This window comes from Halarcobacter sp. (genome assembly GCF_963676935.1).
Lineage (GTDB): Bacteria > Campylobacterota > Campylobacteria > Campylobacterales > Arcobacteraceae > Halarcobacter.
In genome coordinates, this window is sequence record NZ_OY781470.1 from 2,646,603 (window position 1) to 2,672,644 (window position 26,042).

Here is a 26,042-nt window from a genome sequence, read left to right on the forward strand (position 1 = left end):
TTTTATATTTTAACTAAAAAAATTTAAAATAACTCTTGATTACAAAAGTAGTTTTAGAATGCCCTTTTAAATTCTGGATATGCTTCTAAACCACATTCATCTACATCTAGACCTTGCATCTCTTCATCTCTATCTGCTCGTAATGGAATTATAATATTAATAATATATAAAACAACAAAAGAAACAATAAATGCAAATACACCGACAACAACGACACCTTTTAATTGCCCTAAAAAGGTTATATCATCCCCATTGCTTGCGAAAATTCCTACAGCTAAAGTACCCCAAATACCATTTAAAAGATGTACAGATAAGGCTCCTACTGGGTCATCAAGTCTTAATTTATCAAATAATGATACACCAATTACAACAATAACTCCCCCTATTGCACCTATTAAAATTGGAGTATATATATTATATAAATCTGGTCCTGCTGTAATTGCAACTAAACCACCAAGTGCACCATTTAAAATCATTGTAATATCAAGTTTTTTATATAAAATATACATCAAAATACCAACAACAATAGCACCAGCAAGCCCTGCTGTATTTGTGTTCATTATAGTTAATGCAACAGCATCTGCTGCTTCTTTTGAAGAAATTGAACCTACACTTCCACCATTAAAGCCAAACCACCCAATCCATAAAAGGAAGGCTCCTAATGTTACTAAAGGAATATTTGAAGCGGGAATTACTCTTACTCCACCCTCTTTTGTATATCTTCCATGTCTAGAACCAATAATTAATATTGCAGCTAAAAGAGCCCATCCACCTGTCGAATGGATTACTGTTGAACCTGCTAAGTCATACATACTTATATCTAAAAATGTACCTTCAAGCATATCACTTCCCCATGACCAATTTACTACTGTAGGGTAAATAAAACCACCCATTATAACTGTGAATAATGCTAAAGGAATCACTTTTGCTCTCTCACTAACTCCACCTGACATTATATTTATAACTTTTCCTACAAATGCCATTTGGAATAAAAATGCTGCCCATTTAGACATTGCATCACTACCAAAATCTCCAAAAGCTATTGAATATCCAACTAATAAAAATGCTAATGAAGCAATTGCATAAATCATAGTGTTAACCATTAGTACAGCTGAAACATTTTTTGTTCTAACAAGTCCAGCTTCTAACATAGCAAAACCTGGAACCATAAAGATAATTAGTGTCATTGCAAAAATTGCAAAAAAAGTATCAATAACATAACTTATCGATTGTAAGTCCATATTTAAATCCTCGCTTTCTCTGATTGGCGAGTATTATATATTTTTTTTAAGAATTTAAAAAGTAGTCTTTTGTATATTTTATATACAGATATATAAAGAGTGTATAGAAGTGGAGAAAATCTCCATCTTCTAAAAAAAGTTATACAGCTTCAGAACCTCTTTGTTCTGTTCTAATTCTAACAACTTCATCAACTGAAGTAACGAATATTTTACCATCACCAATTTTTCCAGTTTTTGCAGCTTCAACAATTACATTAATTGTAGAATCTACATCTTCTTCATTAACGATAACTTCAATTTTAATTTTAGCTAAGAAATCAACCACATACTCAGCCCCTCTGTATAATTCAGAGTGACCTTGTTGTCTACCATATCCCTTTACATCAGATACAGTCATACCTGCGATTCCATTTTCAACTAATGCTTCTTTAACATCTTCAAGTTTAAACGGTTTAATAATTGCTTCTATTTTCTTCATTATATAATCCTACCTATCTTATTAAGCTTTTTTGAACTCTGGGTAACACTCTAATCCAGTTTCGTGGATATCAAGTCCAGTAATTTCAGTCTCTTCATCTACTCTTAATCCCATGATAACATCTAAAATCTTCCATACAATAAATGATACGATGAATACAAATGCACCAATAACAACAACACCTTTGATTTGAGCAAGGATTGTTACATCTGGATTAAAGATACCAACTGCGATTGTTCCCCAGATACCAGCTACTAAGTGAACTGATAATGCACCAACTGGATCATCAATTTTTAACTTATCGAAGAATGGTACAGCAAATACTACAAGAGCACCACCAACAAGACCTTCAATAAATGCAACTAACATACCTAAGTCTGGACCAGCTGTACAAGATACAAGACCAGCTAAAGCACCATTTAACACCATAGTTAAATCAACTTTTTTGTATAGAAGTTGAGTTAATAAAGCAGCCATAACAGCACCAGCTGCAGCAGCCATATTTGTATCGGCAACAACTAAAGCTATTCCATCAATATCAGCTTTTGAACCTAATGCTAATTGAGAACCACCATTAAATCCAAACCATCCCATCCATAAAATAAATGTACCTAATGTAGCAAGTGTTAAGTTTGAACCAGGAATTGGTCTTACTTTACCATCTTTAGAATATTTACCTTTTCTAGCACCTAAGATTAATACACCAGCTAATGCTGCCCATCCACCAACAGAGTGAACAATTGTAGAACCAGCGAAGTCAGAGAATCCTGCGATTAATCCACCTAACTCAGTTCCACCCCATGTCCAGTGACCTTGGATTGGATAAATTACACCACTTAAAACAACAACAAAAATTAAGAATGGCCATAACTTCATTCTTTCAGCAATTGTTCCTGAGATTACAGAAGCTGCAGTTGCAACGAACATAACTTGGAAGAAGAAGTCAGCTGCTGCTGGATAAGAAGCATCAGCTGCACTTTCCATTGAAATTGTTGAGAAGCTTCCCATGAAAGCCGAACCATCACCGTACATTAAATTGTAACCAATAAAATAGTACATAATACAAGATATTGCAAATAATGCGATATTCTTAGTTAATACTGTCGCGTTATTCTTTGATCTTGTTAAACCTGATTCTAGCATTGCAAAACCTGCTGCCATCCACATTACTAATACACCAGAAAACACAAATAGAAAACCATCTAATATGTATTTTAAGTCGTTAAAATTTTCCATATTTTTCCTTTTCCAAAATAAATATGCTGAAATTGTATCAGATATATAAATCATTTTTTCAGTTATTGTGTATATATTTTATACAGTATTATATTAAATATATTGATTATTCTACCAATAGTAGCGTATTTATGGTATTTCTAAAAATATTACATTTTTGTAGATTAGTTTATTAGTTTTTTTAATTATTGAACAGATTTTTATTTTTTAGATAATTGTTTAAAATTTATACATATATTTTATATACAGTGTGATATAATATAAGATTAATTAAGGAGAATAGATGAAAGAATACCTAGAAGTGTATTTTCAGAATCAAGAAAAAATAGAAAATTTTTTACAAGAAAGTCTCTTGAAACTTGGAGAACTAAAACGTTTAAGAGAACAAAACTTTAAAGAGATTTTTTCAATGTTTCCATCATTAGAATTAGTATATATTATAAACAAAGATACTAAATTACAAATTTCTCCTAATTTTTATAAAAATAATAGCATTGATAAAAGTGCACAAAATATATCAAGAGAGTATTTAATATCAAAACTACATTTTAAAGAGAATAGTTCAGTTGCATTTAGTACTCCATATGTTAGTAGTGCCACAAGAAATAGTTGTGTAACAGTTTCAGTCAAAGAGGGTAATTATATTTTATTTTTCGATTTTAAAATTGAATCCTTACTTGAAAGGTTAAATTTAATTGAATTAAACAAACCTTTTCATACTGTAACAAAAACATTTTATACTATTGCTGGTTACTCGATGTTTTTATTGTCAATTTTTATGGTTTGTTATTCAATGTATGACTTTATCCATTCATTTATGGTAAAAGGAATATTTAATCTTGATACTATATTTAAGCCAATAATTGCACTAACTTTGGGTGTTACAATATTTGATTTAGCAAAAACAATATTAGAACAAGAAGTATACTTTAAAAGTTATTCTAAAAACTCTAAAGTAGAAACAAAAATGATAACAAAATTTTTAATCTCAATTATTATTGCCTTGTCAATAGAAGCATTAATGGTTGTATTTAAAATAGCAATTAATGACTATGATAAAATGATTAATGCTTTATATCTAATAACAGGTATCTCGCTAATCTTAATCGCTTTATCTATATTTATATATTTAACAAAAAAAAATAAACATTTAATATAATTAATCAAGAAGGTAAAAAATGGAAAATTATATAGCAATATCTAAAAACTCAAAAGAGATTTTAAATTCAGCACACCTTTTACAAAGTGTGCAAGTTAATGCTTTAATTTCAGGAGAAGCAGGAGTGGGTAAAAAATCTTTATCTCAATATATTGTACCTAAAGCTCCAATTTTCAAAGCAAAAAATTTACAACAAGATATTAGTGACAATATAATAAATCTGCAAAACTGTTCAGTTATTATTGATAAAATAGAAAATATTACAAATGTAGATCTATTTATTAACTGGGCAAATGAAAATGGAATTAGAGTTATTGCAACAACTCTAAAAGATGAACTTAATAGTAAACTATCAGAACTTTTTTCAATCACAATTGAACTTCCACCTCTAAGGGATAGGGAAGAAGATGTAAAAGCTCTAACACAAAAGTTTTCAAAAGAAGCTAGCATTACATTAGATTTAGATCAAATTATACCTTCAAAACTAATGATAAATATCTCTAACAATGCACATAGCTTAAGAAAATCAATCTACTTCTCATATCTTTTTGAAACAATTGGAGAAGATGAAATACTAATGTTTATGGAAAACTATATGTATGCAAATATGAAAGGTGAAAACTCTTATAAAGATTTCCTTTACCTTTTAGAAGTTCCTATTTTAAAAGCAGCAAATAAAAAATATAAGTCACAAGTTCAAATGGCTAAACATCTTGGATTAAACAGAATTACTCTTAGAAAAAAATTAGATATTCATAAGGAATATTTAAATGACTGAATTAAATATTCAGATTGAAGAATTAATATCAAAAAACGCACAAGACTTTGAGATATCAAAGGTTTTTAGAACTTATTATAAAAATTATGTTGCATCAATTGACACAACTTTAGAAACAACTGGTGGAAAAGATTTTTTTGTAAAACATACAAAACATACTGATAAGTTTTTAATACAACTTTATAAATATATTCTTAGAAAACATTTTGGTGATTATCAGCCAATGAGTTCATCAATACCAGTTACTCTTATAGCTCTTGGCAGTTATGGAAGAGAACAATTATGTATTTATTCTGATGTGGATTTAATGATTCTTTATAAAGATATAAAAGGGTATAACCTAAGACCTTTAATGGAAGAGTTAGTTACTCTTGCTTGGGATTGTGGATTAAAACTAGGTTCAAGAGTTCATGAAATAAATGAGATTGAAGAGGGTGTTAAAGAAGATATTACAATTAAAACTTCTATTTTAGAATCAAGAGTTATTTATGGTTCAAAACACCTTTGGTACGCCTACGAAAATATACTAAGAAAAATAAGAAAAACCGATCAAAAAGAGTTTATACAAGAGAAACTAGAAGAGCATAAACAAAGACTTTTAAAATATCCACTGAAAATGGAACCAAATATTAAAGATGGATATGGGGGGATGAGAGAATCAAATATGGTTTTCTGGATGGCTACAGTAGTTTTTGGTGTTTATGATACAAAAGAGTTAATAGGAAAAGAGTTTACAGAAGATGAGTATAAAAAATATAGAGCAGCATTAGAGTTCATTTTTCAAGTAAGAAATGCTTTACATAATATAGCAAAAAAGAAAATTGATGTTGTAAATTTTGACTTACTTCCTGATTTAAGTAGTAAATTAGGTTTTAAACATACTCCTAGAATGACCAAAGAGAGACAATGTATGGCAAAACTGCTTGAGTCTCTACATAGAATTCACTTTTTTTCTTCAGTTATGGTAAAAAAATTTACTAGAAGAATTATTCATGACAATAAAAATATCTCACAATTAAAAGAATATAGATATAAAAAAGATTTATACATAATTGATAATAAATTATATACATCATATAGTGCAAAACCAAAAACATTAGTTCCATTTTTGAAAGAATTAATTGATTTACCTGATAATGTAAAGGGTTTTGACCGGTCATATGTTTATTATGCAAGTAGGACTATCTTACCAACAAAGCAGACTCAAGAGTTAAAAAAAACTTTAAAAGTCTTATTATATAAACCAAATTTATATCCATTAATAAAACTAATTTATAACAGTAGATTGTTTCAAACAATTTTACCAATAACTAAAAAAATAGTAAATCAACCACAATTTGATGGATACCATCAGCATCCTGTTGATGTTCACTCTATAAAAGCCTTAAAAAAGCTTGAAGATATAAAAGATTCATATGTTGAAGAGTTATTTAATAGTTTGGAAGAGAAAGAAAAAGCAATTGTTAGAATGGTAACTTTGCTTCATGATGTTGGTAAAGGAAGAGTTACAGATCATCATATTTCAGGTGAAAAGCTTTTTAAAAATATGACTACAGCATATAATTTTGACCCTGAACATATTCAATTAGGTTCTTTATTAGTTAGATATCATAATATGATGAGTAAAGTAGCTACAAGTGAAGATATCTATTCTGAAAAAGTTATATTATCTTTTACAGCATTAGTTAAATCAAAACTTGCATTAAAAATGCTTTTTATTGTTACATATGCAGATATTTCAGCAGTAGGAGAAAGTGTTTATAAAAGTGCAACTGCTTCTTTATTAAAACAGTTATATCTACAATCATTGCCAGCTTTTGAAAACACTGCACTTCTTACTGAAAGTGCAAGAAGAAACGCAAAACAAGAAAGAATTAAAAAATTAAATAAATTTAAAACTCTTTCAAATATTATGAAGAAAAAGATTTTTTATATCTCTTCAAATCACGTGTTCTTAAAAATGAAAGCAGATGAGATTATTGATATTGCTGTAAAAGCACAAAATATTGATACCTTTGATTATGAGATACTTAATGAAAATAATTTAGTTATTAGAATTATTAGAAATGTTCCACTAAATTTAGGTTTTTTATTAGGAAGACTTGAATTTTTAAATATCTCAACAATGAATATTTTCAAACTTTATGATGAAAAGAAATTTTTTGAAATAAGTTTTTCTGAAAAAGTTGATGATGAGGATTTAATTTTTATTTCTCAAATTATTGAAAGCTCTTTTGATATGACTAAAAAAACAAAACTTGCTATACCAATAATTAAAAAAGATGGCATAAAAATAGATTGTAATCACACTACATATCTAGCATCTATGCAAGTTATAGCAAAAGACCAAAAAGGTTTACTTGCCTATATAGCAAAAGTTTTTGATGATTATGGAATAGAGATTGAAACTGCAAAATTGAGTTCAATAAAAAATAAAGCTAAAGATCTTTTTCTTATAGAAAAAAATGGAAACTTTTGTGCAAAACAAGATCAAATTATTAACGATTTATGTGTAGAAGGAAAATAATCCTATCTACACAAATCTAAAGCAACTTTTTTTGCTTTACTAAAATCACTTTTCCCACTACCTAACTTAGGAACCTCATCTACAATTTTATAGCTACTTGGAATCATTAGATTATTATCAAATTTTTCTTTTATAGATTTTTTAAGTGCTTCAAGTTTCTCTTCACTTATATGAGAAATAAGTGCGATAATTTTCTCTCCTTTTTTTTCATCCCTAATAGTAGTTACAATAATATCTGTCTCATCATCTAATATTAAAGCTTTTATTTTTTCTTCAACCAATCCAAGACTTATCATCTCACCACCAAGTTTTGCAAATCTTGAATATCTATCAACAATAGTTAAAAACCCATCATTATCAAGTTTTCCTTTATCACCAGTTATGTAATATTTTCTACCTTTTTTCTCAATAAGTACTTCATTTGTTTTTTTCTTATCATTTAAGTAACCCTTCATAACTTGCACACCTGAGATTAAAATCATCCCCTCTTCATTAGTTTTAAGCTCTTTAAAGTTGTTAGGGTCGACAATTTTTATTTTAGTTCCAGGGATTGGCATACCAACAGTTCCAATTTTACTTCCTAATTGAAAACTTCCATCAGGATTTTTTACATCAGGTAAATTGCAACAAGCAACTGGGGTAGTTTCAGTTGTCCCAAAACCTTCTAAAATCTGTTTATCAAATCTTTTTTCAAAATCAGTTCTAACCTTTTGTGAGAGTTTCTCAGCACCAGCTACAACTAATCTTAGAGATTGAAGCATATCTTTTGTAACTTTAGGATTCTTTGCATATAATCTAAAAAAAGTAGAAGTACCTAAAATAATTGTCCCTTTATATTTTTGAACTAATTTACCAATTGCAAAACCATCTCTTGGGTCGGGATGAGCAACACATAAAATCCCTTCGATTAAAGGTAAAAACATAGTTACAACTGTTCCAAAAGCATGAAATAAAGGCAAGGAACCAACGATAACATCATTTTCATTTGCATTTATTACAGCTGCAATTTGCTTTGAATTCCCTATAATATTAGCATGAGTCAACTCTATACCTTTAGGTACTCCTTCACTTCCACTACTAAACATAATTGCAGCTGTCGAATCCCTATTTGTTTTTTTAATATGTAGCATTTTTAAGAGAATAGTTGGAAATAAAACTACACTTATTAGAGTACTTAGAGCTTTTGGTTTTGTTATATCTTTTTTTATCTCTTCAATATATATCACTTCACTTAGACTAAGTACTTCATCAATTTTTACACCTTTTTCTATAAGTTTTTCAATAAACTTCTTTGATGTAACTATTGTCTTAATTTCTGCTTTTTCTACACTTGAAATAAGTGTTTGCATAGAAGAGGTGAAATTTAAATTTACAACAACTTTTCCTAACATTAAAATAGAAGTATTAATAAAAGCTCCTCCTACGCTAGAAGGGATTAGTAAACCAATATTTTCACCTTTTATTTTTCTTTTTAATAAATCTTTAAAAAGTATTGCAGCTGTTAAAAACTTGTATCCACTTAGTTCTGTTCCTGTTGAATCTACAAATATCATTTTACCTTTAACATCAGATTTTAATCTATCAAAGATTCCCTCAGGTATAGTTTTAAAACTATTTGAATATTCAAGCCAAGATTTAGAAGAAAGCTCTTTAATAGATTGTTTTACTTTATATGCCGTTGCTTTTTTCTTTTTTATAGGTTTCGAGAAATATATTGATACAGCTCTTGTTCTTCCTGTCTTTTTATATTTCTTATTTGCTCTACTAAACATTGATTCCCATAAACCTCTAATATAAAATGCTACAACAGGTATATCCCCTTTTGTTTGTTTTAAAATAAGTTCAAATCCTTTTTTAAATTCACCTAGATGTCCACTTCTTGTAATACCCCCTTCAGGGAAAAGAGCAACAACATCACCTTCATCTAAACTTTTTGCTATAGTTTTTATAGTCTCTTTACTTGATGCACTAGAGATAGGTATAACTTTGAAAAGTTTTAAAAGCCAATTTAAATACCATTTCTCATATATAGGTTTATGCATTACAAATCTAACTTGCCGTGGTGAACTCATAAAAACAATCGCCCAATCTATCCATGATATATGATTTCCTAAAAGTAATACTCCACCTGAAGAAGGTATATTTTTAAGACCCTTTACACTAAGTTTATATTTTACTCCCACAATCAATTTTACAAAAAATAAAATCAAAGATTGAGGTAAATGATAAATTGTAAATCCCATACCAGTAATAGTAATAATTAAGATAAGATATATAGTATTTAGTGGATCAAGATTATTTAGAGAAACAAATGTTGTAATACAAAGCATTATAAACATTGCTAAAGAATGGAACCAATTATTACCTGCTAGTATAGTTCCTAAAGTTTTTCTTTTTGCATTAAATTGTATTAAAGCATTTAAAGGTACAACAAATAAACCTCCAAAGATACCAAAAATCAAAAAACAAATTGCTAATAATAGGGAACTTTCAGCAATTGTTGAAATATAAATCATTATAGCCATACCAATAGCTGCAAGAGGTATTGTACCAATCTCTATATAATGTTTTGACACCTTTGAATATATAATAGAACCTATTGCAATTCCTATACCTGAAGAAGCAATAATTCCATTTATAATAAATACATCAATAATATTTAGATATTGTTTTGCAAAAGATGGATATACAGCCATTAAACCTTGAGATATACCCCAAAAAACTGATAAACCAATTACAGACATAGTTATTTGTTCATTAGAAAAAATTGTTTTAATATTTTTCTTTAAAAGTTGACCTTTTAATAATTTACTTTTATCTAAGACTAATCTCTTATCTTGTTTATATTTTGTTTTTAATTTTTTTAATATAAATAATGATAAAAACATTTCAAAGAATGCAACAGGAACTATATAATAAGTCAAAGGCAATATTGCCTTTAACAACTCCTCTTTAGTAGTTAATAGATCTAGATTGTGTGTATTATAAAATGATTCAAAAATAAAAGAACCACTTGCAATTGAAAATAGAATTGCAATAATTGAGATTGCTTGTAAACTTGCATTTCCTTTTGATAAATTACTTTTTCCCCAGATATCAATTATTATTCCAAATTTTGCAGGAGAATAAATAGTACTTTGTATTGCTAAGAAAACTAAATTTAGCATTGCTATATAAAAATTTCCGCTAATATAAGATAAAACCATTAAACATGAAAGAATAAAAGAGGAGATCGCACCATAAATTAAAATATCCTTTTTATTGTATCTATCAGATAAATATCCACTTATACTAAAAAAAAGTAAAAAAGGTATTAGTATCATTGCATTGATAATTGATATCCAGACAACTTGTTCACTTCCATCAAAAATCTTAAAAGCTATATTTTGAAGTAAAACTTTATGAGCCACATCAACAATAACATTACAAAAAACTACACATAAAAACGATATTTTTATTACTATCAAACTATTTGAAAATCTATTCATAATCAAGCCTTTTAAACTCTTCGATTGTTTGTCTATTGAAAATATAAGGTTTAAAAGAATTCAAAATATTTAAAACCAAAATCTCAGGTAAATATCCTGTTTTTTCTAATACTTTTTTACTTAGTTGCCTTTCTAATTTTGCTAATTTTTTACTTGTGATTACATACTCATTTATAAGTTCAGTTGCTATCTCATAAGATCTAAGTTCTGCATATACATTCAAAACTTCTATTTCTGTTTTAAAATATATCTCTTTGTCATCAATTAAATCAAGTTTTATTGCTTCATTTACAAGTTCTTTATCTAAATCCTTTTTTGAAATAGGATTTCTAATCTCACTTGATAGCATTTGTATAGATTGTAAAATAAGTTCTGCCCTATCATTAAAATCTATTTGATAATAATCAAAAAGTTCTTTTATGTAATCTATAGAAAAATTTAGATTTTCTTTAAAATATTTAATCATATTTAATACTGTAATTGTGATTTGAGGATAATATTTCATATTTTTTGAAGTACTTAGAGTATTTGGTAATAAACCTTTTTTACTATAAAAAGATATAGTGTGATTAGAGAGTTTAGTTTGCTCAACTAATTCACTCATTTTGTAGTAGGTTTTATCATCAATAATTTTCATTTTCTATTCCTCTAATATTTTTCAAGAGTGAAGAGTCAAGCTCTTTACTCTTGAAAGTATAGAGATATTTAAAATAAAAGTCAAGAGTTTAACTCTTTACTTTTATTTTTTTATTTATGAAAATATATTTTTAAGTACTTTTATTTTTGAAAAAACTAAAATATCTAAAGCCAATACAACTATTAAAGTAATTCCAACAAGTGGAAAAAATAAAGAGACTAAAAGCATTATAAACATAGCATTTTTCCAATGGGGTAAATTTTTTGGCATAGGAGGAGCACTTAGTTTAAACCCAGAATTTGCTGGTCTTCTTTTCCACCACATTACAAGTCCAGTAATACTTAAAGCTATTACAGATAAACAAATCAAAGTATTTATTATAAGATTCCAAATTGTTACAAGCCCCATATGAATAGGAATAGATACAGCCATAACTTTACCTGCGAGGGAATAATCATCAAATGTTACTTTTGCCAAAATTTTTCCTGTATATCTATCTATATGAACTGTTTTATCAACAAATGGATTTTTGGAATCACTATTCATAGTATCTTGGTTTATAGTCCATACACCAGTTTCTCCTTTAGGAAAAGATACTCTATATCTTTCTTTAAAACCAATCTTATTTGCTAGGTTTACTATTGAATCTATATTAATTTTTTCATTATTTAAAGTACCTTTTAGTCCCATTTTTGAGCCTGACATTGGTAAATTAGTATGTTCTATTGCCCAAGGCATACCTTCACTAGGACCATAATTTAAAGATGCATGAGTCTTATCTGATAATGGAATCTTATCCCATTTTTGAGCAGGAAAAGTACTCCAAGCTTGGACTATTTTTGCTCCCCATACACCTGTCCATGACATCCCAGAAAGTAAAAAAAGAAAAAAGAAAATTGAAACATATACACCTAATGTAACGTGAAAATTTTTTAAAAATTCTCTATCTTTCAAAGAAAAATCAAAAGCTAAAACTTTTGAAATTCTCCTATCTCTTGGCCACCATAGATATAAACCAGTAATAATTAAAATAATACCAAACCCAGCACTTATCTCTAAAATTCTATCCCCAGTTTTTCCTATCAATAAATCACTATGGATATTATCAGCTAAATCATACCAACCTTGTCTTCTTTCCCAATCTTTTATAATCTTGCCAGAATATGGGTTTACCGCAATCATTTTTTGAGTACCATCTTCTAACTTTAATCTAAAAACATTAACTCTATTTTCACTTGAAGCTTTTATTAACTCCACAACATTTGAACCAACAATTGAAGATTTTGCAATCTGTGATTGTTTTTCCAAACTTATCATTGTATTATTATCAGGAATAGGAACAATAATCTTTTCCCCATCTCTTCCATCAAAAAATCCAATATACATCATCATAATACCTGTAACTGCTAATATTAGCATAAATGGTACTACAAAAACTCCAGCATAAAAATGCCATCTCCAAACCGCTTTATAGAAAACATTAGTTTTGTTTTCTACTTTATTTTTTTCTTTTAATTTCATGCGTATCCCTACTAAAAAATAACTTGGGATTTTATATAAGAAGTGTTAATTATTTATTAAACAGTGCTTTCTTTATTGAATTAAATGAAAAAATAAATAATGAAATCCAGATTAAAATAAAAGTAATAAATTTATCACTATTAAAATCTTCATTATAAACAAAAATAGCAAGTAAAAAAGATGCCGTAGGAGCAATATATTGAAAAAATCCTAAAGTAGCAAGTCTTATTCTAACTGCTGCACTATTAAATAACAAAAGAGGAATAATAGTAATAAGCCCAGCAAGAAAAAGCATAAAAGAGATATAGTTAGAACTATTTTGGATAAAAGCCATCTCTGTATTAATATACAAATAAACTAAATATATCAAAGCAAAAGGTGCAAGTAAAAGAACTTCTATAAATAATCCTACTTGAGAGCCTATATTTATTTTTTTTCTAAGTAAACCATAAATTGCAAAACTTATAGCTAATGAAAAAGAGATATAAGGAATGTGTCCTAGAGTTAGTAACTGATATAATACTGCAATAAAAGCAAGAAAAATAGCAAAATACTGGTTCTTTGTCATCCTTTCACCAAAAAATATAAAACCTAAGAGTACATTGACTAAGGGATTTATATAATATCCAAGTGAAGTTTCTAAAATCCTATTATTGGCAATTGCCCAAATAAAAATCAGCCAATTAATTGATACAAAAAAAGTAGAAGCAAAAAGATATTTTAATTTTCTAAAATCTTTTAATGTTGCAAAAAGTGTTTTTATCTCTTTGTTAAAATAAAGTAGTGGTAAAAGTGTAAATACAGAAAAAACAATTCTATATAATAAAATTTCAAAAGAGTCAACTGAAGATACCTCTTTAAAATATATTGGAGATAATCCTCCCCAAAAAAGAAATGCAAAAGTTGCATAAATATGACCTATACGTTCTTGATTCAAAAGATATCCTTATAAAAGGATATCTTATCTAATTTTTTCTCTTAGATATAGAATAAAATTGCTATTTTAACAATTTTTCTATCTCTTCTACATCTAATAGTTTTCCAGTTGATTTAACTTCCCCATCTATTACTAATCCTGGTGTACTCATTACTCCATATTCCATTATTTTTACCATATCTTCAACCTTTTCAACTTGTGCAAAGATACCTTTTTTTGCAATTGCAGCCTTTACATTATTTGTTAAAGCTTCACATTTTGAACAACCTGTTCCTAAAATCTCAATTTTCATTTTTTCTCCTAAATATTTATAAAATCATATTAAAAACAAATCCTACTAATAGAATTGCCATGCCAACTATCCCAAAAAATATAGAAATTAATTTTATGGATAAAACTCTTTTAAGAATCATCGCTTCTGGTAAACTTAATGCAACAACAGCCATCATAAAAGATAAAGCAGTACCTAAAAGCATCCCTTTTGAAGTTAATACTTCAATCAATGGTAACATCCCTGCAGCACTTGAATACATAGGAATTCCCATAAAAACTGCCACAATTGGAGCATACCAAATATCTCCCCCAGCATATTTAACTATCATTTCTGAAGGAACATACCCATGAATAAATGCCCCAATACCTATACCTATAAATACGTACAAATATATCTTTTTTAATATATCTAAACTATCTTTCCAAGCCTCTTTTGCTCTATATTTTAATGAAATATCTTCTTCACTTGAAGAGGAACAACATGAAGCTGGTTTAACTTCTAATAAAATCTCTTTTTCTAGATTTAAAGAACCAATTACTAAGCCCGCAATAATTGCTATAAGTAAAGCACAAGCCATATAAAAAAGTGTAATTTTTATTCCAAATAAAGAGAATAATAAAGCAATAACAACTGCATCACTTAATGGAGCTGAAATCAAATATGAGAAAGTAACTCCTAAAGGTATTCTTGCTTGTAAAAACCCTAAAAAAAGAGGTATGGCACTACATGAACAAAAAGGGGTAAGTACCCCAAAAAATGCTGCAAATATATGCCCTATAAGTTTATGTTTTCCACTTAAATAATCCCTTACTTTTTCAACAGGGAAATAGCTTCTTAAAAAAGTTACTAGATATATTATCACTACAAGCAAAACTAAAATCTTTACAGTATCAAAAATAAAAAAATGTAAAGCTTGAGTTAAATGTGCATCTTTATCAAGAGCCAATAAAGAAAAAACAAAAAAATCTACAAACTTTTCCCAATAATAAAACATCTTATACTCCTAACTCTTCCTTTACTTTTGGAAGCAAAATTGTTTCAATCTCTTTATATGTCTTTTCAAAAGCCCCAAAATCTTTCCCGTCGGGATCTTCAAAACCAACATGGATAACTTTTACTGCTTTTGGAAACATGGGACAAGTCTCATTTGCATGGTCACATACTGTTACAACTAAGTCATAAGGATTATCTATCACTTTATCTATAGTTTTAGAATGATATTTCTCTTTCCAAATATTTTTTTCTTCTAAAAGTTTTTTTGCATTTGGATTTACTCTTCCACTAGCTTTTACTCCACTAGAATCAGCACTAATACCATCTAATTTTGCATTTATAAGTGCTTCAGCTATGATACTTCTACACGAATTTCCTGTACATAAAATCAAAACTCTTTTTTCCATGTTATTCCTTTATATCAATGTTAATAAAACTATAAATAGTACTGGTGGAGTTACTATAAGTCCAAATTTACTATATTGCCAAAATCCAATTTGAACACCTTTTTTGCTTAATACATGAAGCCAAAGAAGAGTTGCTAAAGAACCAAATGGTGTCATCTTAGGACCTAAGTTACACCCTATAATATTTGCATAAGCTAAAGCCTCATTTGGGATATCTTTTAAAGCTATATCCATAACCATAACTGTTGGCATATTGTTCATTATTGCACTTAATATTGCAGAGATAAAACCTGTACCAAGGATTGCTATAGCATCTCCTCTTTGAACCAAATCATTTAATATAAGAGTTAAATAATCAGTTAATCCTGCATTTTTTAAACCATATACAACTATATAAAGTCCAATACTAAACCAAACAACTTGCCATGGTGCAGTTTTAATAGTAAGCCAAGCTTTTGCACTTTTCATGAAACTAGCTATTGCTAAAAATAGAATACCACCACCTAATGCAAATACTGAAACAGGAAGATTATACATATCACCGATAAAATATCCTAAAATTAATAAAGCTAAAAATACCCAAGAGAATTTAAATAGTGTTTTATTTTTTAAAACTTCATCTGGATTTTTCAATAAAGATATATCAACAGTTTTAGGAATATCTTTTCTCAAAATTATCCATAAAACTATAATAGAAACTATTGTGCTTACAATATAAGGTACTATCATATTTGCCAAATATTGTGCAAAACCTATATTAAAATAGTTTGCTGTAACTATGTTAGTTAGATTTGAGAAAACAAAAGGTAAAGATGCACTGTCACTTATAAAACCTCCTGCAAGTAAAAAAGCTAAAATAGTTTTTGCATTTAGTTTTAAAATTTTCATTTTAGCTAACAAAATTGGAGTTAAAATCAACGCTGCTCCATCATTTGCAAAAAGAGCAGAAACAAAGGAACCTAATAATAAAGAGTAAACAAACATCTTATGTCCATTGCCCTTTGAGAATTTTGCCATTTTAATTGCACACCATTCAAAAAAACCAATCTCATCTAAAACCATTGAAAGTATGATAATACCAATAAAAGCCAAAGTTGCATCCCAAACAATTTGGGTAACAACTAATACATCATCAAAAGATACAACTCCAGCTATTAATGCCACAACTGCACCAAGTACCGCTGTTGTACCTATTTGTAAATTTTTAGGTTGCCAAATAACAAATATAAGTGTTACTATAAAAATAGTACTTGCTAAAAACATTTTTCTCCTTAATTCAACACATCAAGATATATTGATATATTTTATCAAAAAAAAGAGTAACTCTTTAGTTACTCTTCTAACATCTCTTCCACTTCAGGCTTCAAAGCATATATATAAGTATCCACATCTAACTCATCATATCTTTCAACTGTAACTGGCGTTCTTACAAACTCTAAGCCTTCAAACTCATCTAAATAATCCCAATGATTTATAAGATTACTTGAATAAAATAAATATCCGTGAACTGTGTCAATTGGCTTATCTAATCTAATTCCAGGATATCCCATACCTGCACTCCATCCTGCATCAACAAGTCGCCCTTTAACTGTTGCAGGAACAAACTTCCCAACAATATTCTCCAAAACATGTCCATTTGGACAGTTTGGCATAAGTGTCCCATAAACAAATAGTGTTTCTGTCATTTTACCTCACAAACTTTTTTTAAATTTGGTAAATCAATATCTAAAGTCATAATCTCTTTTATACTAGCTTGTCTAAATTCATCTAAAGGTGAACGAATAGAATAGTAAGCCCAACGACCTACTCTGTCAACCCTTAAAAACCCACCCTCTTTTAAAATCTTTAGATGTCTAGAAAGTCGTGATTGTATCATATCAAAAGAGTTTTCTAAATCACATACACAACATTTTCCATGAATATTAATAAACTTAAGTAATTTAACCCTTGTTTCATCATTTAATGCTGAAACAGATTTTAGAAAAATATCCATAAAACTCCTTTAAAATACAATCATAAATGAAGTATAGCAAAAAACAATTAATATATCAAGATATATTGATATATAGTTGTAATCATTTGTTAATCGTTTTTTTATATAATTAAATAAAAAGAGAAATTATGGGAAAAATTACTGATAAATTAAATAAAAAAGATATTAATTTTATAAAAGAACAAAAAATGTTTTTTGTCGCAACTGCTCCTAAAGAAGGGAAAATAAATATTTCACCAAAAGGTTTAGATAAAACTTTTAAAGTAATTAATGAGAATACAGTGCTTTGGTTAAACTATTTTGGAAGTGGAAATGAAACTGCAGCACATCTACTTGAAGATGATAGAATGACTATGATGTTTTGTGCATTTGAGGGAAAACCAAATATTTTAAGACTATATTGTAAAGCAAAAGCTATACAAGAAAAAGATAAAAAATGGGAAAAATATATCTCTTATTTTCCAAATACAAATGGAGCTAGACAAATATTTAAAATAAAAATATTAAATGTAAATAACTCATGTGGAATGGGTGTACCATTGTATGAATTTGTAGATCAAAGGGAAGATTTAAAAAAACTTTATAAGAAAAAAACAAAAAAAGAGCAAATTGAATATATGAAGAGAAAAAATCAAATAAGTTTTGATGGAAAACCAACAAAACTATTTGAAGATTAAAGTTAGAGAAGACTCTAACTTATATATCTTTTTTGATTTTTTCAGCTAAAGCTTCTTTAGTAAATCCAAAATGTTTGAAAAGTTCATCAGCAGGTCCTGATGCACCAAATGTATCCATACCATAAACTACATCTGCATATTTATAATATTCCATACCTCTAGCAGCTTCAACAGCGAATACTTTTGTATTTGGTTTAATTATAGTATCAACATACTCTTTATCTTGCTCAACTAATAAATCAAAACAAGGAACAGAAACAACATTTGCTTTAATCCCCTCTTTTTCTAAGTCACAAGCTGTTTGTAATGCTAACATCACTTCACTACCACTTGCCATAATAGTTACAGTTGCACCATCTCTTTCTTTTAATAGATATCCACCATTTGATACATCACCAAACGCTTTTTCATCTTTTAATACTTCAAGATTTTGTCTTGAACAAACAAATGCAGTTGGAGCGTTCATTTTAAGAGCAACTTTCCAAGAATCAACATTTTCATTTGCATCAGCAGGTCTAAATGTGTAGAAATTTGGTAATGCTCTAAATTGAGATAAATGTTCAATTGGTTGGTGTGTTGGTCCATCTTCACCAACTCCAATAGAATCATGAGTCCAAACAAAGTGTTGAGGAATTGATGCTAATGCTGCAATTCTTGCACTTGGTTTTAAGTAGTCTGAGAATACAAAGAATGTAGCAGAGAATACTCTATATAATCCGTAAAGATTCATTGCATTTGTCATTGCAGCCATTGCATGCTCTTTAATACCAAAATGAATATTTCTTCCATTTGGGAAATCACCCATTCCAGCTAATTCTGTTTTATTTGATGGTGCTAAGTCAGCACTTCCACCTAAGAATCCAGGGATTGCTTTTGCAATTGCATTTAAAATTTTGTGGTTTGAACCCCTTGTAGCTACTGAACTTCCTACTTCAAATTCTGGATAAACAATTGAATCAAAATCTGGGTTTTGTAATTGTTTAATTTTCTCTTTTGTTTCAGTACTTAAAGATTCTTCCCAAGCATTTTCTGCTTCAACACCTTTGATAAGCTTATCAAATGCACCTTTAATATCATATGGAACTACAAATTTTTCATCTGGATTAAATCCAGCTTTGATTTTTGATTCTCTAAGCTCATCTTCACCAAGTGGAGCTCCATGTGTATGGTGACTTCCCTCTAAAGTTGCAGCACCTTTACCAATAGCAGTTGTAGCTATAATTAGTACTGGTTTATCACTTTGTTTTGCAGCTACTATTGCTTTATCTATTTGGTCAAAATTGTGTCCATCAATTTCAATTACTTCAAAATTAATTGCAGTAAATCTTTTCTTAACATTTTCACTCCATGCAATAGATGTATCACCTTCAATAGTAATAGAGTTTGAATCATAAATTACAACTAAATTATCTAAACCTAAATGTCCAGCAGTCGCACATGCTTCATAAGAGATACCCTCTTGTAAATCTCCGTCACCACAAAGACAATATACATTGTGTGTAATTACATCTTTACCTAAGGTATTTTGAGCATATTTTGCTGCCATAGCAAAACCAACTGCATTTGCAATACCTTGACCTAAAGGACCTGTTGTAATCTCTACACCATGAGTATGACCATATTCTGGATGTCCTGGAGTTTTTGAGTTAAATTGTCTAAACTCTCTCATATCTGCTAAGCTAACATCAAATCCCCATAAATGAAGTAATGAATACACTAATCCTGTTGCATGACCTCCACTAAATACTAACCTATCTCTATTTAGCCATTTATCATTTGCAGGGTTTAAGTTTAAATGAGCACTTAATACTGTAGCTATATCAGCCATCCCCATTGGTGCACCTGGGTGTCCTGAGTTTGCTTCTTGAACCATATCAGCAGCTAAAAATCTAATAGTATCAGCTTGCTTTTGAAGTAATTGTTTTGACATAATTTTCCTATGATTGATGATTTATCGTAATATAAAATTTTGCGATTATAACTAAAAAGTATTAAAGAGTTTTTTAAGTGAAGAATATATTAAAAATTTGGAAGAGAAGAAGTGAGTTAAAACTCACCTCTTAAAAATCAAGACCTTCGTTAAAAGTTTTTCTTTCTATCTCTTCTCCAGCTAAATTTACATAAGTATATAAGCCATCAGTTTTTTGAACTTTTGCTAATCCCTTTGAGAAATCTTTCACAAATTTGTATTGAGGTTTTACAACTAAATTACAATTTGTATCCATAAATCCCCATAGATTATCTTTTTTAACTCTCATTCTTTTTTCATTTGAAAGAAAAATCATATCATAATCTAAAGGTGCAATAAGCTCCATATTTGTATTTAAACAACCATATTGAACTCTATTGTTTTTTATAAAGTTTTTAACAACAATAGAATTGTCAATTGCATTTCGTACATCATCATAAATTGGTTTTAAAACAACTTCAAAATTTTCATTGATAAGTCCAAATTTACCATCTACTTCAACTTTTGCAAAACCATTAACAAATTGTCCAATTGAATCAAAAATCACCTTTAATTTTAAATTTCCTTCATCATCAACAATTCCATATTTGTTATCAATATTTCTTACTACCGAATATCTTTCACCATCTACATGTAACCAATGAAGATTTATATAGTGAGGATGTTTATAATTGTTTGTAGAGACTGTCTCTAGTTTTGCCATTTTTTTATAAACTGGTTTTACTTGAACCTCTCCACTTTCATTTAGTATTCCATCCTTATCTCCAACAGTTACAACAGTTGTATTTTTCTCAGCACATCCTGTTATTAATGCTATAAGTGCTATCCCTGCTAAATATTTTTTCATAAAGGATCCTTTAATTCATAATTTTGTTAATTCTAAACTCAACTCTTCTTGATTGTATTTTATCTTCTACACCATTTTCATCATAGATTAAATCATCATATGCCATACCATGATAAGAATAAACTTGATCAAGCCATGAACTATTAGCTTTAAGCTCTTTATCATTTGTCATATTTTGTGTATAATCAAATACCTTTTTTGCTCTATTTTCTGAAAGAGTTTTATTTTTAGAATATCTTTCTTCATCATTTTTAGCTGTTCTATACTCTGAAGATGTATGCCCTTCAACTCTTACTGCTGCAATTTGATCTACATATCTATCTAATACTTTTAAATATCTAGGAAAAAAGTTATCTAAAATCTCTTTATATTTTGTTCTTAGGTCACTACTTCCTCTTTCAAAAAGTACAGTTGGATCTTTAAATCTAAATACTAAACCATTTTTATCTAATTCTGCATTCCATGGTTCAAAATCTGGTCCAAATTCATTCATTAAAGCTTCATATAAACCTTCAATATATTCACTTTTTGGTTCCTCTTTTGTAAGTCTTAAGTCATTTAGATTTGCAGTTGCAATTGCTTTATCAATATCATTTGTCCCAATTGCTGTAACTAAATAATCTGTTCCGCTTTTAAGTGGTTTATTAAGTTTAGCACAATAAGTTTTTCCATCAATTCCAGCTTTGAAAGGCCCCATAGGTTTTATAGAATCTTCTGAGTCATTAGCAAGTGTTACATCAATATTAGTTGCAACTCCTGTTGGAATATTTCCACAAATCTTATTCTCTACATCATCATAATACTCTAATGTAATTGTCAATTTTTGACATAATAAAGTAATATCTTGAGTTTGTAACATCATAGCAATATATAAATCATTGTTTTTTGATGCATTATGTAAAGGAGTCATTTCATGTCTATCTTCAACATTTCTTTCTGCTCCATTACAAATCAAAAATCTAGACATAGCATTTGTACTATTTCTTGTTGAATCAAGTAAAGGTGTATCTCCAAAAGTGTCAGTATTGTTAATACTTGCACCACTTGCAAAAAGTTTTTCAGCTATATCTAATTGATTAAGTCTTGCTGCTAAGTGTAAAGGAGTATATCCGTATTTATCTTGTGTATTAACCTTTACACCTTTTGAAATTAATTCATCCACTAATGATTTATCTTTAGCTCTTACTGCATCGTGTAATGCAAGCTCATTTATAAAATCATTTTGGGTACCTTTTTCTACCTCAACACTTGTATTTTGAACTTCATTTACAGTTTCTGTTTTTTGAGAACAACCAATTAATGCAAATAAAGTAATAAAGCTAATAAATAGCACTTTTCTTAAATTTTTCATCTTAACTCCCTTCTTCTAATTTAACGTTCATGCAACGAATTTTGTTTTATTTTAAGTATTGGTTTTAGAATAAAATCCATAATAGATTTTTGTCCTGTTACAATATCAACACTTGCAATCATACCTGGAATAATTGGTAATTTTTCACCATCTTTTTCCAAATAGTTTTTTTCTGTCCTTACAACAACTTTATAATAACTTTTCCCCTCTTTACTATCTTTATCGATAATACTATCTGCAGAAATTTCTACAATTTGCCCCTCTAAACCTCCATATATAGCAAAATCGTATGCTGTAATTTTTACAATTGCTTTTTGTTTTGGATTGATAAAAGCTATATCCCTTGGATCAATTTTCGCTTCTACTAACAAGATATCACTGTTTGGAACTATATCAATTAAATCTTGACCAGATTTAACAACTCCACCAATAGTATTCATATAAATCTCTTTAATAATTCCATCTACTGGTGATTTGATAACTGTTTTTTTAACTTTATCACTATCTGAAACTTTTCTAGCCTGCGCTTTATTTAATTCAACTAAAATTCTTTGATACTCTTTTGAAGCTTCAGTTCTAAAACCTCTTATTTTTTCAGAAATTTTATTTTCAGCTTCAGTAATTGCAAATCTAGATCTTGGCATTGATAATTCAGCAGACCTCAAATCACCTTTTAGTTGTTGATACTCTTTTTCAATATTGATTAATTCAACTCTTGATTTAGCTCCAGACTGTACTAGATTTTTAATAGTCTTTCTTTGAAGTTGAACAAGTTCTAAACTTTTTTCCAACTGTTCTTTTTTTGCCTTTATCTCTTCTAGTTCTTGTTTTTTTTGATTTAACTGAGATTTAAGAACTTGTACAGAACTTTTTAATTCTTGTACTCTATTTCTAAAAAGTGTAGTTTCTGAATCAATATATCCACCTGCTATCTCTTTTACTTTTTTACTATATTTTAATTTTGGTACAGGTCTATTTATATCAATTTCAGACTCGACTTTTAATCTTTCAATCATTGCCATCCATTGACTAATTCCCTCTTGATTCTCCTCTAATGTTGCTTGATATCTAGTTGTATCAATTTTTACTAATGGCTGCCCTATTTTAACATGCTCACCATTTTTTACTAAAATCTCTTCTATCTCACCACCATCATAAGATTGAATTTTTTGAATTTTATTTGTTGGAATTACTTTACCTTGTCCTCTTGCTAATTCATCAATTAGTGCAAAATTAGCCCAAATAATTGCAAATAAAAAGAAACCAACGATTATAAAAAATACTAAATCGATTCTGAATTTAGGTTTATCATTCGCTTGTCCATATAAAGAATGGACAAAATTTACATCATCATTTGTCATTTTGTCCCTTTATATTCTTTGAAAATATCTCTTCTTTTTTACCATCTGCTGCAATTTGACCATCATCTAATACAATAACCCTATCAACCAATGATAAAATTGATACTTTATGAGTAATTAATATCAATGTTTTATCTTCAATAATTTTTGCCATTTTATTAATAAATACTTTTTCTGTTTGTCTATCCATTGAGTTAGTAGGTTCATCTAAAATTAATATATTTGGATTTGAGATAAGTGCTCTTGCTAATGCAACAGATTGAATTTCACCTCCACTCAATCCTTCTCCTCTTTCTCCAACAACTAAATCATATCCTGATTCATGTTTTGATAAAAAGTCATGAACACCAGCAATCATAGAAGCTCTTAAAACCTCTTCATCAGTTGCAAATGGTTCACCAATAGTTATATTATCTTTAATACTTCCCATAAATAAAAATGGTTCTTGAGGTACTACTCCAATAGCTCTTCTTAAATCTACTGGATCAATCTGTCTTACATCTGTCTTATCAACTAAAACTGAACCACTAGTAGGTACATATAGATTTTGGAGTAACTTAACTAATGTTGATTTACCAGAACCTATTTTTCCTAAAATAGCAACTTTCTCGCCCTCTTTTATGTTTAAGTTTATACCTTTTAAAGCATTGAAATTTTGCATTTTATATGAGAATACAACATCTTTGAATTCAATATCACCTTTTAAATCTGGTCGACTTAAATAAGTTTTATTTTCTCTTTCTACTTGCATATTCATAATCTCATCAATATTTTTAAGTGCAAGCATTGTTCTATCAAATTTTATAATCATCCCAACAACTTGTGAAATTGGTGCAATTACTCTTCCATTTAAAATCATAGAAGCAATTATTCCCCCCATAGTCATTTCACCTTCACTAGCTAAATATACTCCACCAATTACTATTGCTATATTAGAAAATTGAGAAACAAATGTAGTCATAAAGGTTGCTATTTGAGATAAAAACTGAGACTTCTCATTATGATAAACTGTTTGATTAATAGATTTGTCCCAGTGTGTTTTCATTCTATTTTGACCACGAACACTTTTTATAATATCTAGTCCTGCAACTGTTTCATTTAATGTAGTGTGTTTTATTTGATCTTCTTTACTTGAAGCTTCTACTGTCTTCTTTATAGGTTTTTTCATAAACCATGAAAAGATAAGAGATAAAATTACTGATACAACAGTTACCCAACCTAAAGGTCCCCCAATATAAAAGATTATTGAAATGAATATAAAAATAAAAGGGATATCAACTAAAGTAGTAATAGTTGCCGAAGCAAAGAACTCTCTAACTGATTCAAAAGATTGTAATCTATTTACAAACATTCCTGTTGAAGCAGGTCTCTCTTCTAATCTTAAGTTTAATAATTGATCAAATATTGTATTACTCATAACAACATCTGCTCTTTTACTTGCTTTCCCTAAATAATATGATCTTATAAGTTTTAATAAGAGATCAAATATCATTACAAATAAAATACCAATTGCTAAAGCCCATAAGGTATCAATTGCATTATTAGGAAGTACTCTGTCATAAACATTCATTGTAAAAAGTGGTGTAGCTATTACAAAAAGATTTATAAAAATAGATGCAAAAACTATTCTAAGATAAATATCTTTATTTCTTTTTATTGCATCCCAAAACCATTTTTTTGATTTAGGAATAATAATACTGCTACTAACCCTATTTTCAAAATTGTATTCTGGTTTAATTATTAGAGCTTTACCTACATATTGACTTTGTAAAGCATCAAGTTTCATACTAATTTGACCATCACTAAGTCCTGGAATGATAACTATAGCTTCATTTTTTTCTACATCATAATCAAGTAAAACCGCTGATCTATTTTTGTCTGTGATTAATACAACTGGCAAAGCCAATTTAGAGATATCTTGTATCTTTTCTCTTGATACAAATTTAGAGATTAATCCTATTTTTTTTGATGACAATATAAAAGTATCTACATCCATGACTGTTTCATGTAAAGCCATTCCATAAATTAATGACTCTTTAGATGTAGCTCGTTGATAATATTTTGCTAAGAAAAGTAAACACTCTAAAAGAGTATCAACTTTTCTTCGCTCTTGCAATATTCCAACTTTTTCATCAATTTGATTAACCTCTTGATTAGACAAAGATTTT

General features: G+C 28.6%; 22 protein-coding genes. 4 read left to right on the top strand and 18 right to left on the bottom strand.

All coding sequences use genetic code 11. The features are described from left to right. Positions 1 to 53: 53 nt before the first annotated feature. The 3 genes from ACKU4C_RS12985 to amt form a co-directional block, all read right to left on the bottom strand. The gene (locus ACKU4C_RS12985) at positions 54 to 1,241 is read right to left on the bottom strand and encodes an ammonium transporter (protein ID WP_321312657.1); all 1,188 of its coding nucleotides are present in this window, start codon (positions 1,239 to 1,241) and stop codon (positions 54 to 56) included. Positions 1,242 to 1,380: 139 nt separating this feature from the next. Next, positions 1,381 to 1,719 carry a P-II family nitrogen regulator gene (locus ACKU4C_RS12990; RefSeq protein WP_320035199.1) on the bottom strand — a complete coding sequence of 113 codons (339 nt, stop codon included), beginning with the start codon at positions 1,717 to 1,719 and terminating at the stop codon, positions 1,381 to 1,383. A 21-nt stretch (positions 1,720 to 1,740) separates the two neighbouring features. Beyond that, positions 1,741 to 2,955, bottom strand: a complete 1,215-nt coding sequence (amt, locus tag ACKU4C_RS12995; protein WP_321312660.1) for an ammonium transporter — start codon at positions 2,953 to 2,955, stop codon at positions 1,741 to 1,743. Between the two features lie 283 nt (positions 2,956 to 3,238). Between amt and ACKU4C_RS13000 the strand changes: the two genes are divergently transcribed. From ACKU4C_RS13000 to ACKU4C_RS13010, 3 genes are read left to right on the top strand one after another with little or no spacing between them, the layout of a single operon-like run. After that, positions 3,239 to 4,114, top strand: a complete 876-nt coding sequence (locus ACKU4C_RS13000; RefSeq protein WP_321312661.1) for a hypothetical protein — start codon at positions 3,239 to 3,241, stop codon at positions 4,112 to 4,114. Between the two features lie 19 nt (positions 4,115 to 4,133). Continuing rightward, positions 4,134 to 4,892 (top strand): Fis family transcriptional regulator, encoded by a 759-nt coding sequence (locus tag ACKU4C_RS13005; RefSeq protein ID WP_321312662.1) that lies wholly within the window; start codon positions 4,134 to 4,136, stop codon positions 4,890 to 4,892. Beyond that, on the top strand, positions 4,885 to 7,419 hold the full coding sequence (locus ACKU4C_RS13010) for an HD domain-containing protein (RefSeq protein WP_321312664.1): 2,535 nt from the start codon (positions 4,885 to 4,887) through the stop codon (positions 7,417 to 7,419). Before ACKU4C_RS13005 ends, ACKU4C_RS13010 begins: the two co-directional genes overlap by 8 nt. A gap of 2 nt (positions 7,420 to 7,421) precedes the next feature. Here the strand turns inward: ACKU4C_RS13010 and ACKU4C_RS13015 are convergent, their stop codons facing one another. The 10 genes from ACKU4C_RS13015 to ACKU4C_RS13060 all read right to left on the bottom strand — a co-directional run bounded on the left by ACKU4C_RS13015 (position 7,422) and on the right by ACKU4C_RS13060 (position 17,669). Continuing rightward, on the bottom strand, positions 7,422 to 10,907 hold the full coding sequence (locus ACKU4C_RS13015; RefSeq protein WP_321312666.1) for an acyl-[ACP]--phospholipid O-acyltransferase: 3,486 nt from the start codon (positions 10,905 to 10,907) through the stop codon (positions 7,422 to 7,424). Continuing rightward, positions 10,900 to 11,544, bottom strand: a complete 645-nt coding sequence (locus tag ACKU4C_RS13020; protein WP_321312667.1) for a MerR family transcriptional regulator — start codon at positions 11,542 to 11,544, stop codon at positions 10,900 to 10,902. The genes ACKU4C_RS13015 and ACKU4C_RS13020 overlap by 8 nt, the downstream gene beginning before the upstream one ends. Positions 11,545 to 11,658: 114 nt before the next feature. Next, entirely contained in the window at positions 11,659 to 13,065 is a 1,407-nt protein-coding gene (locus ACKU4C_RS13025; protein WP_321312668.1) for a PepSY domain-containing protein, read from the bottom strand. A 49-nt stretch (positions 13,066 to 13,114) separates the two neighbouring features. Further along, positions 13,115 to 14,002: an EamA family transporter RarD gene (gene rarD / locus ACKU4C_RS13030; protein ID WP_321312669.1), complete on the bottom strand. Its 888-nt coding sequence runs from the start codon at positions 14,000 to 14,002 to the stop codon at positions 13,115 to 13,117. Positions 14,003 to 14,063: 61 nt separating this feature from the next. Continuing rightward, complete coding sequence (locus ACKU4C_RS13035) at positions 14,064 to 14,294, bottom strand: thioredoxin family protein (RefSeq protein WP_321312670.1); 231 nt, start codon at positions 14,292 to 14,294, stop codon at positions 14,064 to 14,066. A 16-nt stretch (positions 14,295 to 14,310) separates the two neighbouring features. Next, complete coding sequence (locus ACKU4C_RS13040; protein ID WP_321312671.1) at positions 14,311 to 15,270, bottom strand: permease; 960 nt, start codon at positions 15,268 to 15,270, stop codon at positions 14,311 to 14,313. A 1-nt stretch (position 15,271) separates the two neighbouring features. Beyond that, on the bottom strand, positions 15,272 to 15,676 hold the full coding sequence (locus tag ACKU4C_RS13045; RefSeq protein WP_321312672.1) for an arsenate reductase ArsC: 405 nt from the start codon (positions 15,674 to 15,676) through the stop codon (positions 15,272 to 15,274). A gap of 9 nt (positions 15,677 to 15,685) precedes the next feature. Then, positions 15,686 to 16,939 carry an arsenic transporter gene (locus ACKU4C_RS13050; protein WP_321312673.1) on the bottom strand — a complete coding sequence of 418 codons (1,254 nt, stop codon included), beginning with the start codon at positions 16,937 to 16,939 and terminating at the stop codon, positions 15,686 to 15,688. Positions 16,940 to 17,007: 68 nt separating this feature from the next. Beyond that, on the bottom strand, positions 17,008 to 17,361 hold the full coding sequence (locus ACKU4C_RS13055) for a gamma-glutamylcyclotransferase family protein (protein WP_321312675.1): 354 nt from the start codon (positions 17,359 to 17,361) through the stop codon (positions 17,008 to 17,010). Further along, on the bottom strand, positions 17,358 to 17,669 hold the full coding sequence (locus tag ACKU4C_RS13060) for a metalloregulator ArsR/SmtB family transcription factor (RefSeq protein ID WP_321312678.1): 312 nt from the start codon (positions 17,667 to 17,669) through the stop codon (positions 17,358 to 17,360). Before ACKU4C_RS13060 ends, ACKU4C_RS13055 begins: the two co-directional genes overlap by 4 nt. Positions 17,670 to 17,797: 128 nt before the next feature. Here ACKU4C_RS13060 and ACKU4C_RS13065 point away from each other — a divergent pair, with 128 nt between their 5' ends. Beyond that, positions 17,798 to 18,346 carry a pyridoxamine 5'-phosphate oxidase family protein gene (locus ACKU4C_RS13065; protein WP_321312679.1) on the top strand — a complete coding sequence of 183 codons (549 nt, stop codon included), beginning with the start codon at positions 17,798 to 17,800 and terminating at the stop codon, positions 18,344 to 18,346. Between the two features lie 19 nt (positions 18,347 to 18,365). On the opposite strand, the gene tkt is transcribed toward ACKU4C_RS13065, so the two are convergent. The 5 genes from tkt to ACKU4C_RS13090 all read right to left on the bottom strand — a co-directional run bounded on the left by tkt (position 18,366) and on the right by ACKU4C_RS13090 (position 26,035). Beyond that, positions 18,366 to 20,276 carry a transketolase gene (gene tkt / locus ACKU4C_RS13070; RefSeq protein WP_321312681.1) on the bottom strand — a complete coding sequence of 637 codons (1,911 nt, stop codon included), beginning with the start codon at positions 20,274 to 20,276 and terminating at the stop codon, positions 18,366 to 18,368. Positions 20,277 to 20,406: 130 nt separating this feature from the next. Continuing rightward, the gene (locus ACKU4C_RS13075) at positions 20,407 to 21,162 is read right to left on the bottom strand and encodes a WG repeat-containing protein (protein ID WP_321312683.1); all 756 of its coding nucleotides are present in this window, start codon (positions 21,160 to 21,162) and stop codon (positions 20,407 to 20,409) included. Positions 21,163 to 21,172: 10 nt separating this feature from the next. Then, entirely contained in the window at positions 21,173 to 22,513 is a 1,341-nt protein-coding gene (locus ACKU4C_RS13080; protein ID WP_321312685.1) for an ankyrin repeat domain-containing protein, read from the bottom strand. A gap of 20 nt (positions 22,514 to 22,533) precedes the next feature. Next, on the bottom strand, positions 22,534 to 23,874 hold the full coding sequence (locus ACKU4C_RS13085; RefSeq protein WP_321312686.1) for an HlyD family type I secretion periplasmic adaptor subunit: 1,341 nt from the start codon (positions 23,872 to 23,874) through the stop codon (positions 22,534 to 22,536). Next, the gene (locus ACKU4C_RS13090) at positions 23,864 to 26,035 is read right to left on the bottom strand and encodes a type I secretion system permease/ATPase (protein WP_321312688.1); all 2,172 of its coding nucleotides are present in this window, start codon (positions 26,033 to 26,035) and stop codon (positions 23,864 to 23,866) included. Before ACKU4C_RS13090 ends, ACKU4C_RS13085 begins: the two co-directional genes overlap by 11 nt. Between the last annotated feature and the right edge of the window lie 7 nt (positions 26,036 to 26,042).

Bases quoted from the DNA above. Each gene is read 5' to 3' on its own strand.
- amt (WP_321312660.1), bottom strand. From the start codon at position 2,955: ATGGAAAATTTTAACGACTTAAAATACATATTAGATGGTTTTCTATTT.
- ACKU4C_RS13000 (WP_321312661.1), top strand. From the start codon at position 3,239: ATGAAAGAATACCTAGAAGTGTATTTTCAGAATCAAGAAAAAATAGAA.
- ACKU4C_RS13060 (WP_321312678.1), bottom strand. From the start codon at position 17,669: ATGGATATTTTTCTAAAATCTGTTTCAGCATTAAATGATGAAACAAGG.
- ACKU4C_RS13050 (WP_321312673.1), bottom strand. From the start codon at position 16,939: ATGTTTTTAGCAAGTACTATTTTTATAGTAACACTTATATTTGTTATT.
- ACKU4C_RS13085 (WP_321312686.1), bottom strand. From the start codon at position 23,874: ATGACAAATGATGATGTAAATTTTGTCCATTCTTTATATGGACAAGCG.
- ACKU4C_RS12990 (WP_320035199.1), bottom strand. From the start codon at position 1,719: ATGAAGAAAATAGAAGCAATTATTAAACCGTTTAAACTTGAAGATGTT.
- ACKU4C_RS13020 (WP_321312667.1), bottom strand. From the start codon at position 11,544: ATGAAAATTATTGATGATAAAACCTACTACAAAATGAGTGAATTAGTT.
- tkt (WP_321312681.1), bottom strand. From the start codon at position 20,276: ATGTCAAAACAATTACTTCAAAAGCAAGCTGATACTATTAGATTTTTA.
- ACKU4C_RS13075 (WP_321312683.1), bottom strand. From the start codon at position 21,162: ATGAAAAAATATTTAGCAGGGATAGCACTTATAGCATTAATAACAGGA.
- ACKU4C_RS13025 (WP_321312668.1), bottom strand. From the start codon at position 13,065: ATGAAATTAAAAGAAAAAAATAAAGTAGAAAACAAAACTAATGTTTTC.
- ACKU4C_RS13015 (WP_321312666.1), bottom strand. From the start codon at position 10,907: ATGAATAGATTTTCAAATAGTTTGATAGTAATAAAAATATCGTTTTTA.
- ACKU4C_RS13035 (WP_321312670.1), bottom strand. From the start codon at position 14,294: ATGAAAATTGAGATTTTAGGAACAGGTTGTTCAAAATGTGAAGCTTTA.
- ACKU4C_RS13010 (WP_321312664.1), top strand. From the start codon at position 4,885: ATGACTGAATTAAATATTCAGATTGAAGAATTAATATCAAAAAACGCA.
- ACKU4C_RS12985 (WP_321312657.1), bottom strand. From the start codon at position 1,241: ATGGACTTACAATCGATAAGTTATGTTATTGATACTTTTTTTGCAATT.
- ACKU4C_RS13045 (WP_321312672.1), bottom strand. From the start codon at position 15,676: ATGGAAAAAAGAGTTTTGATTTTATGTACAGGAAATTCGTGTAGAAGT.
- ACKU4C_RS13040 (WP_321312671.1), bottom strand. From the start codon at position 15,270: ATGTTTTATTATTGGGAAAAGTTTGTAGATTTTTTTGTTTTTTCTTTA.
- ACKU4C_RS13055 (WP_321312675.1), bottom strand. From the start codon at position 17,361: ATGACAGAAACACTATTTGTTTATGGGACACTTATGCCAAACTGTCCA.
- ACKU4C_RS13005 (WP_321312662.1), top strand. From the start codon at position 4,134: ATGGAAAATTATATAGCAATATCTAAAAACTCAAAAGAGATTTTAAAT.
- ACKU4C_RS13080 (WP_321312685.1), bottom strand. From the start codon at position 22,513: ATGAAAAATTTAAGAAAAGTGCTATTTATTAGCTTTATTACTTTATTT.
- ACKU4C_RS13065 (WP_321312679.1), top strand. From the start codon at position 17,798: ATGGGAAAAATTACTGATAAATTAAATAAAAAAGATATTAATTTTATA.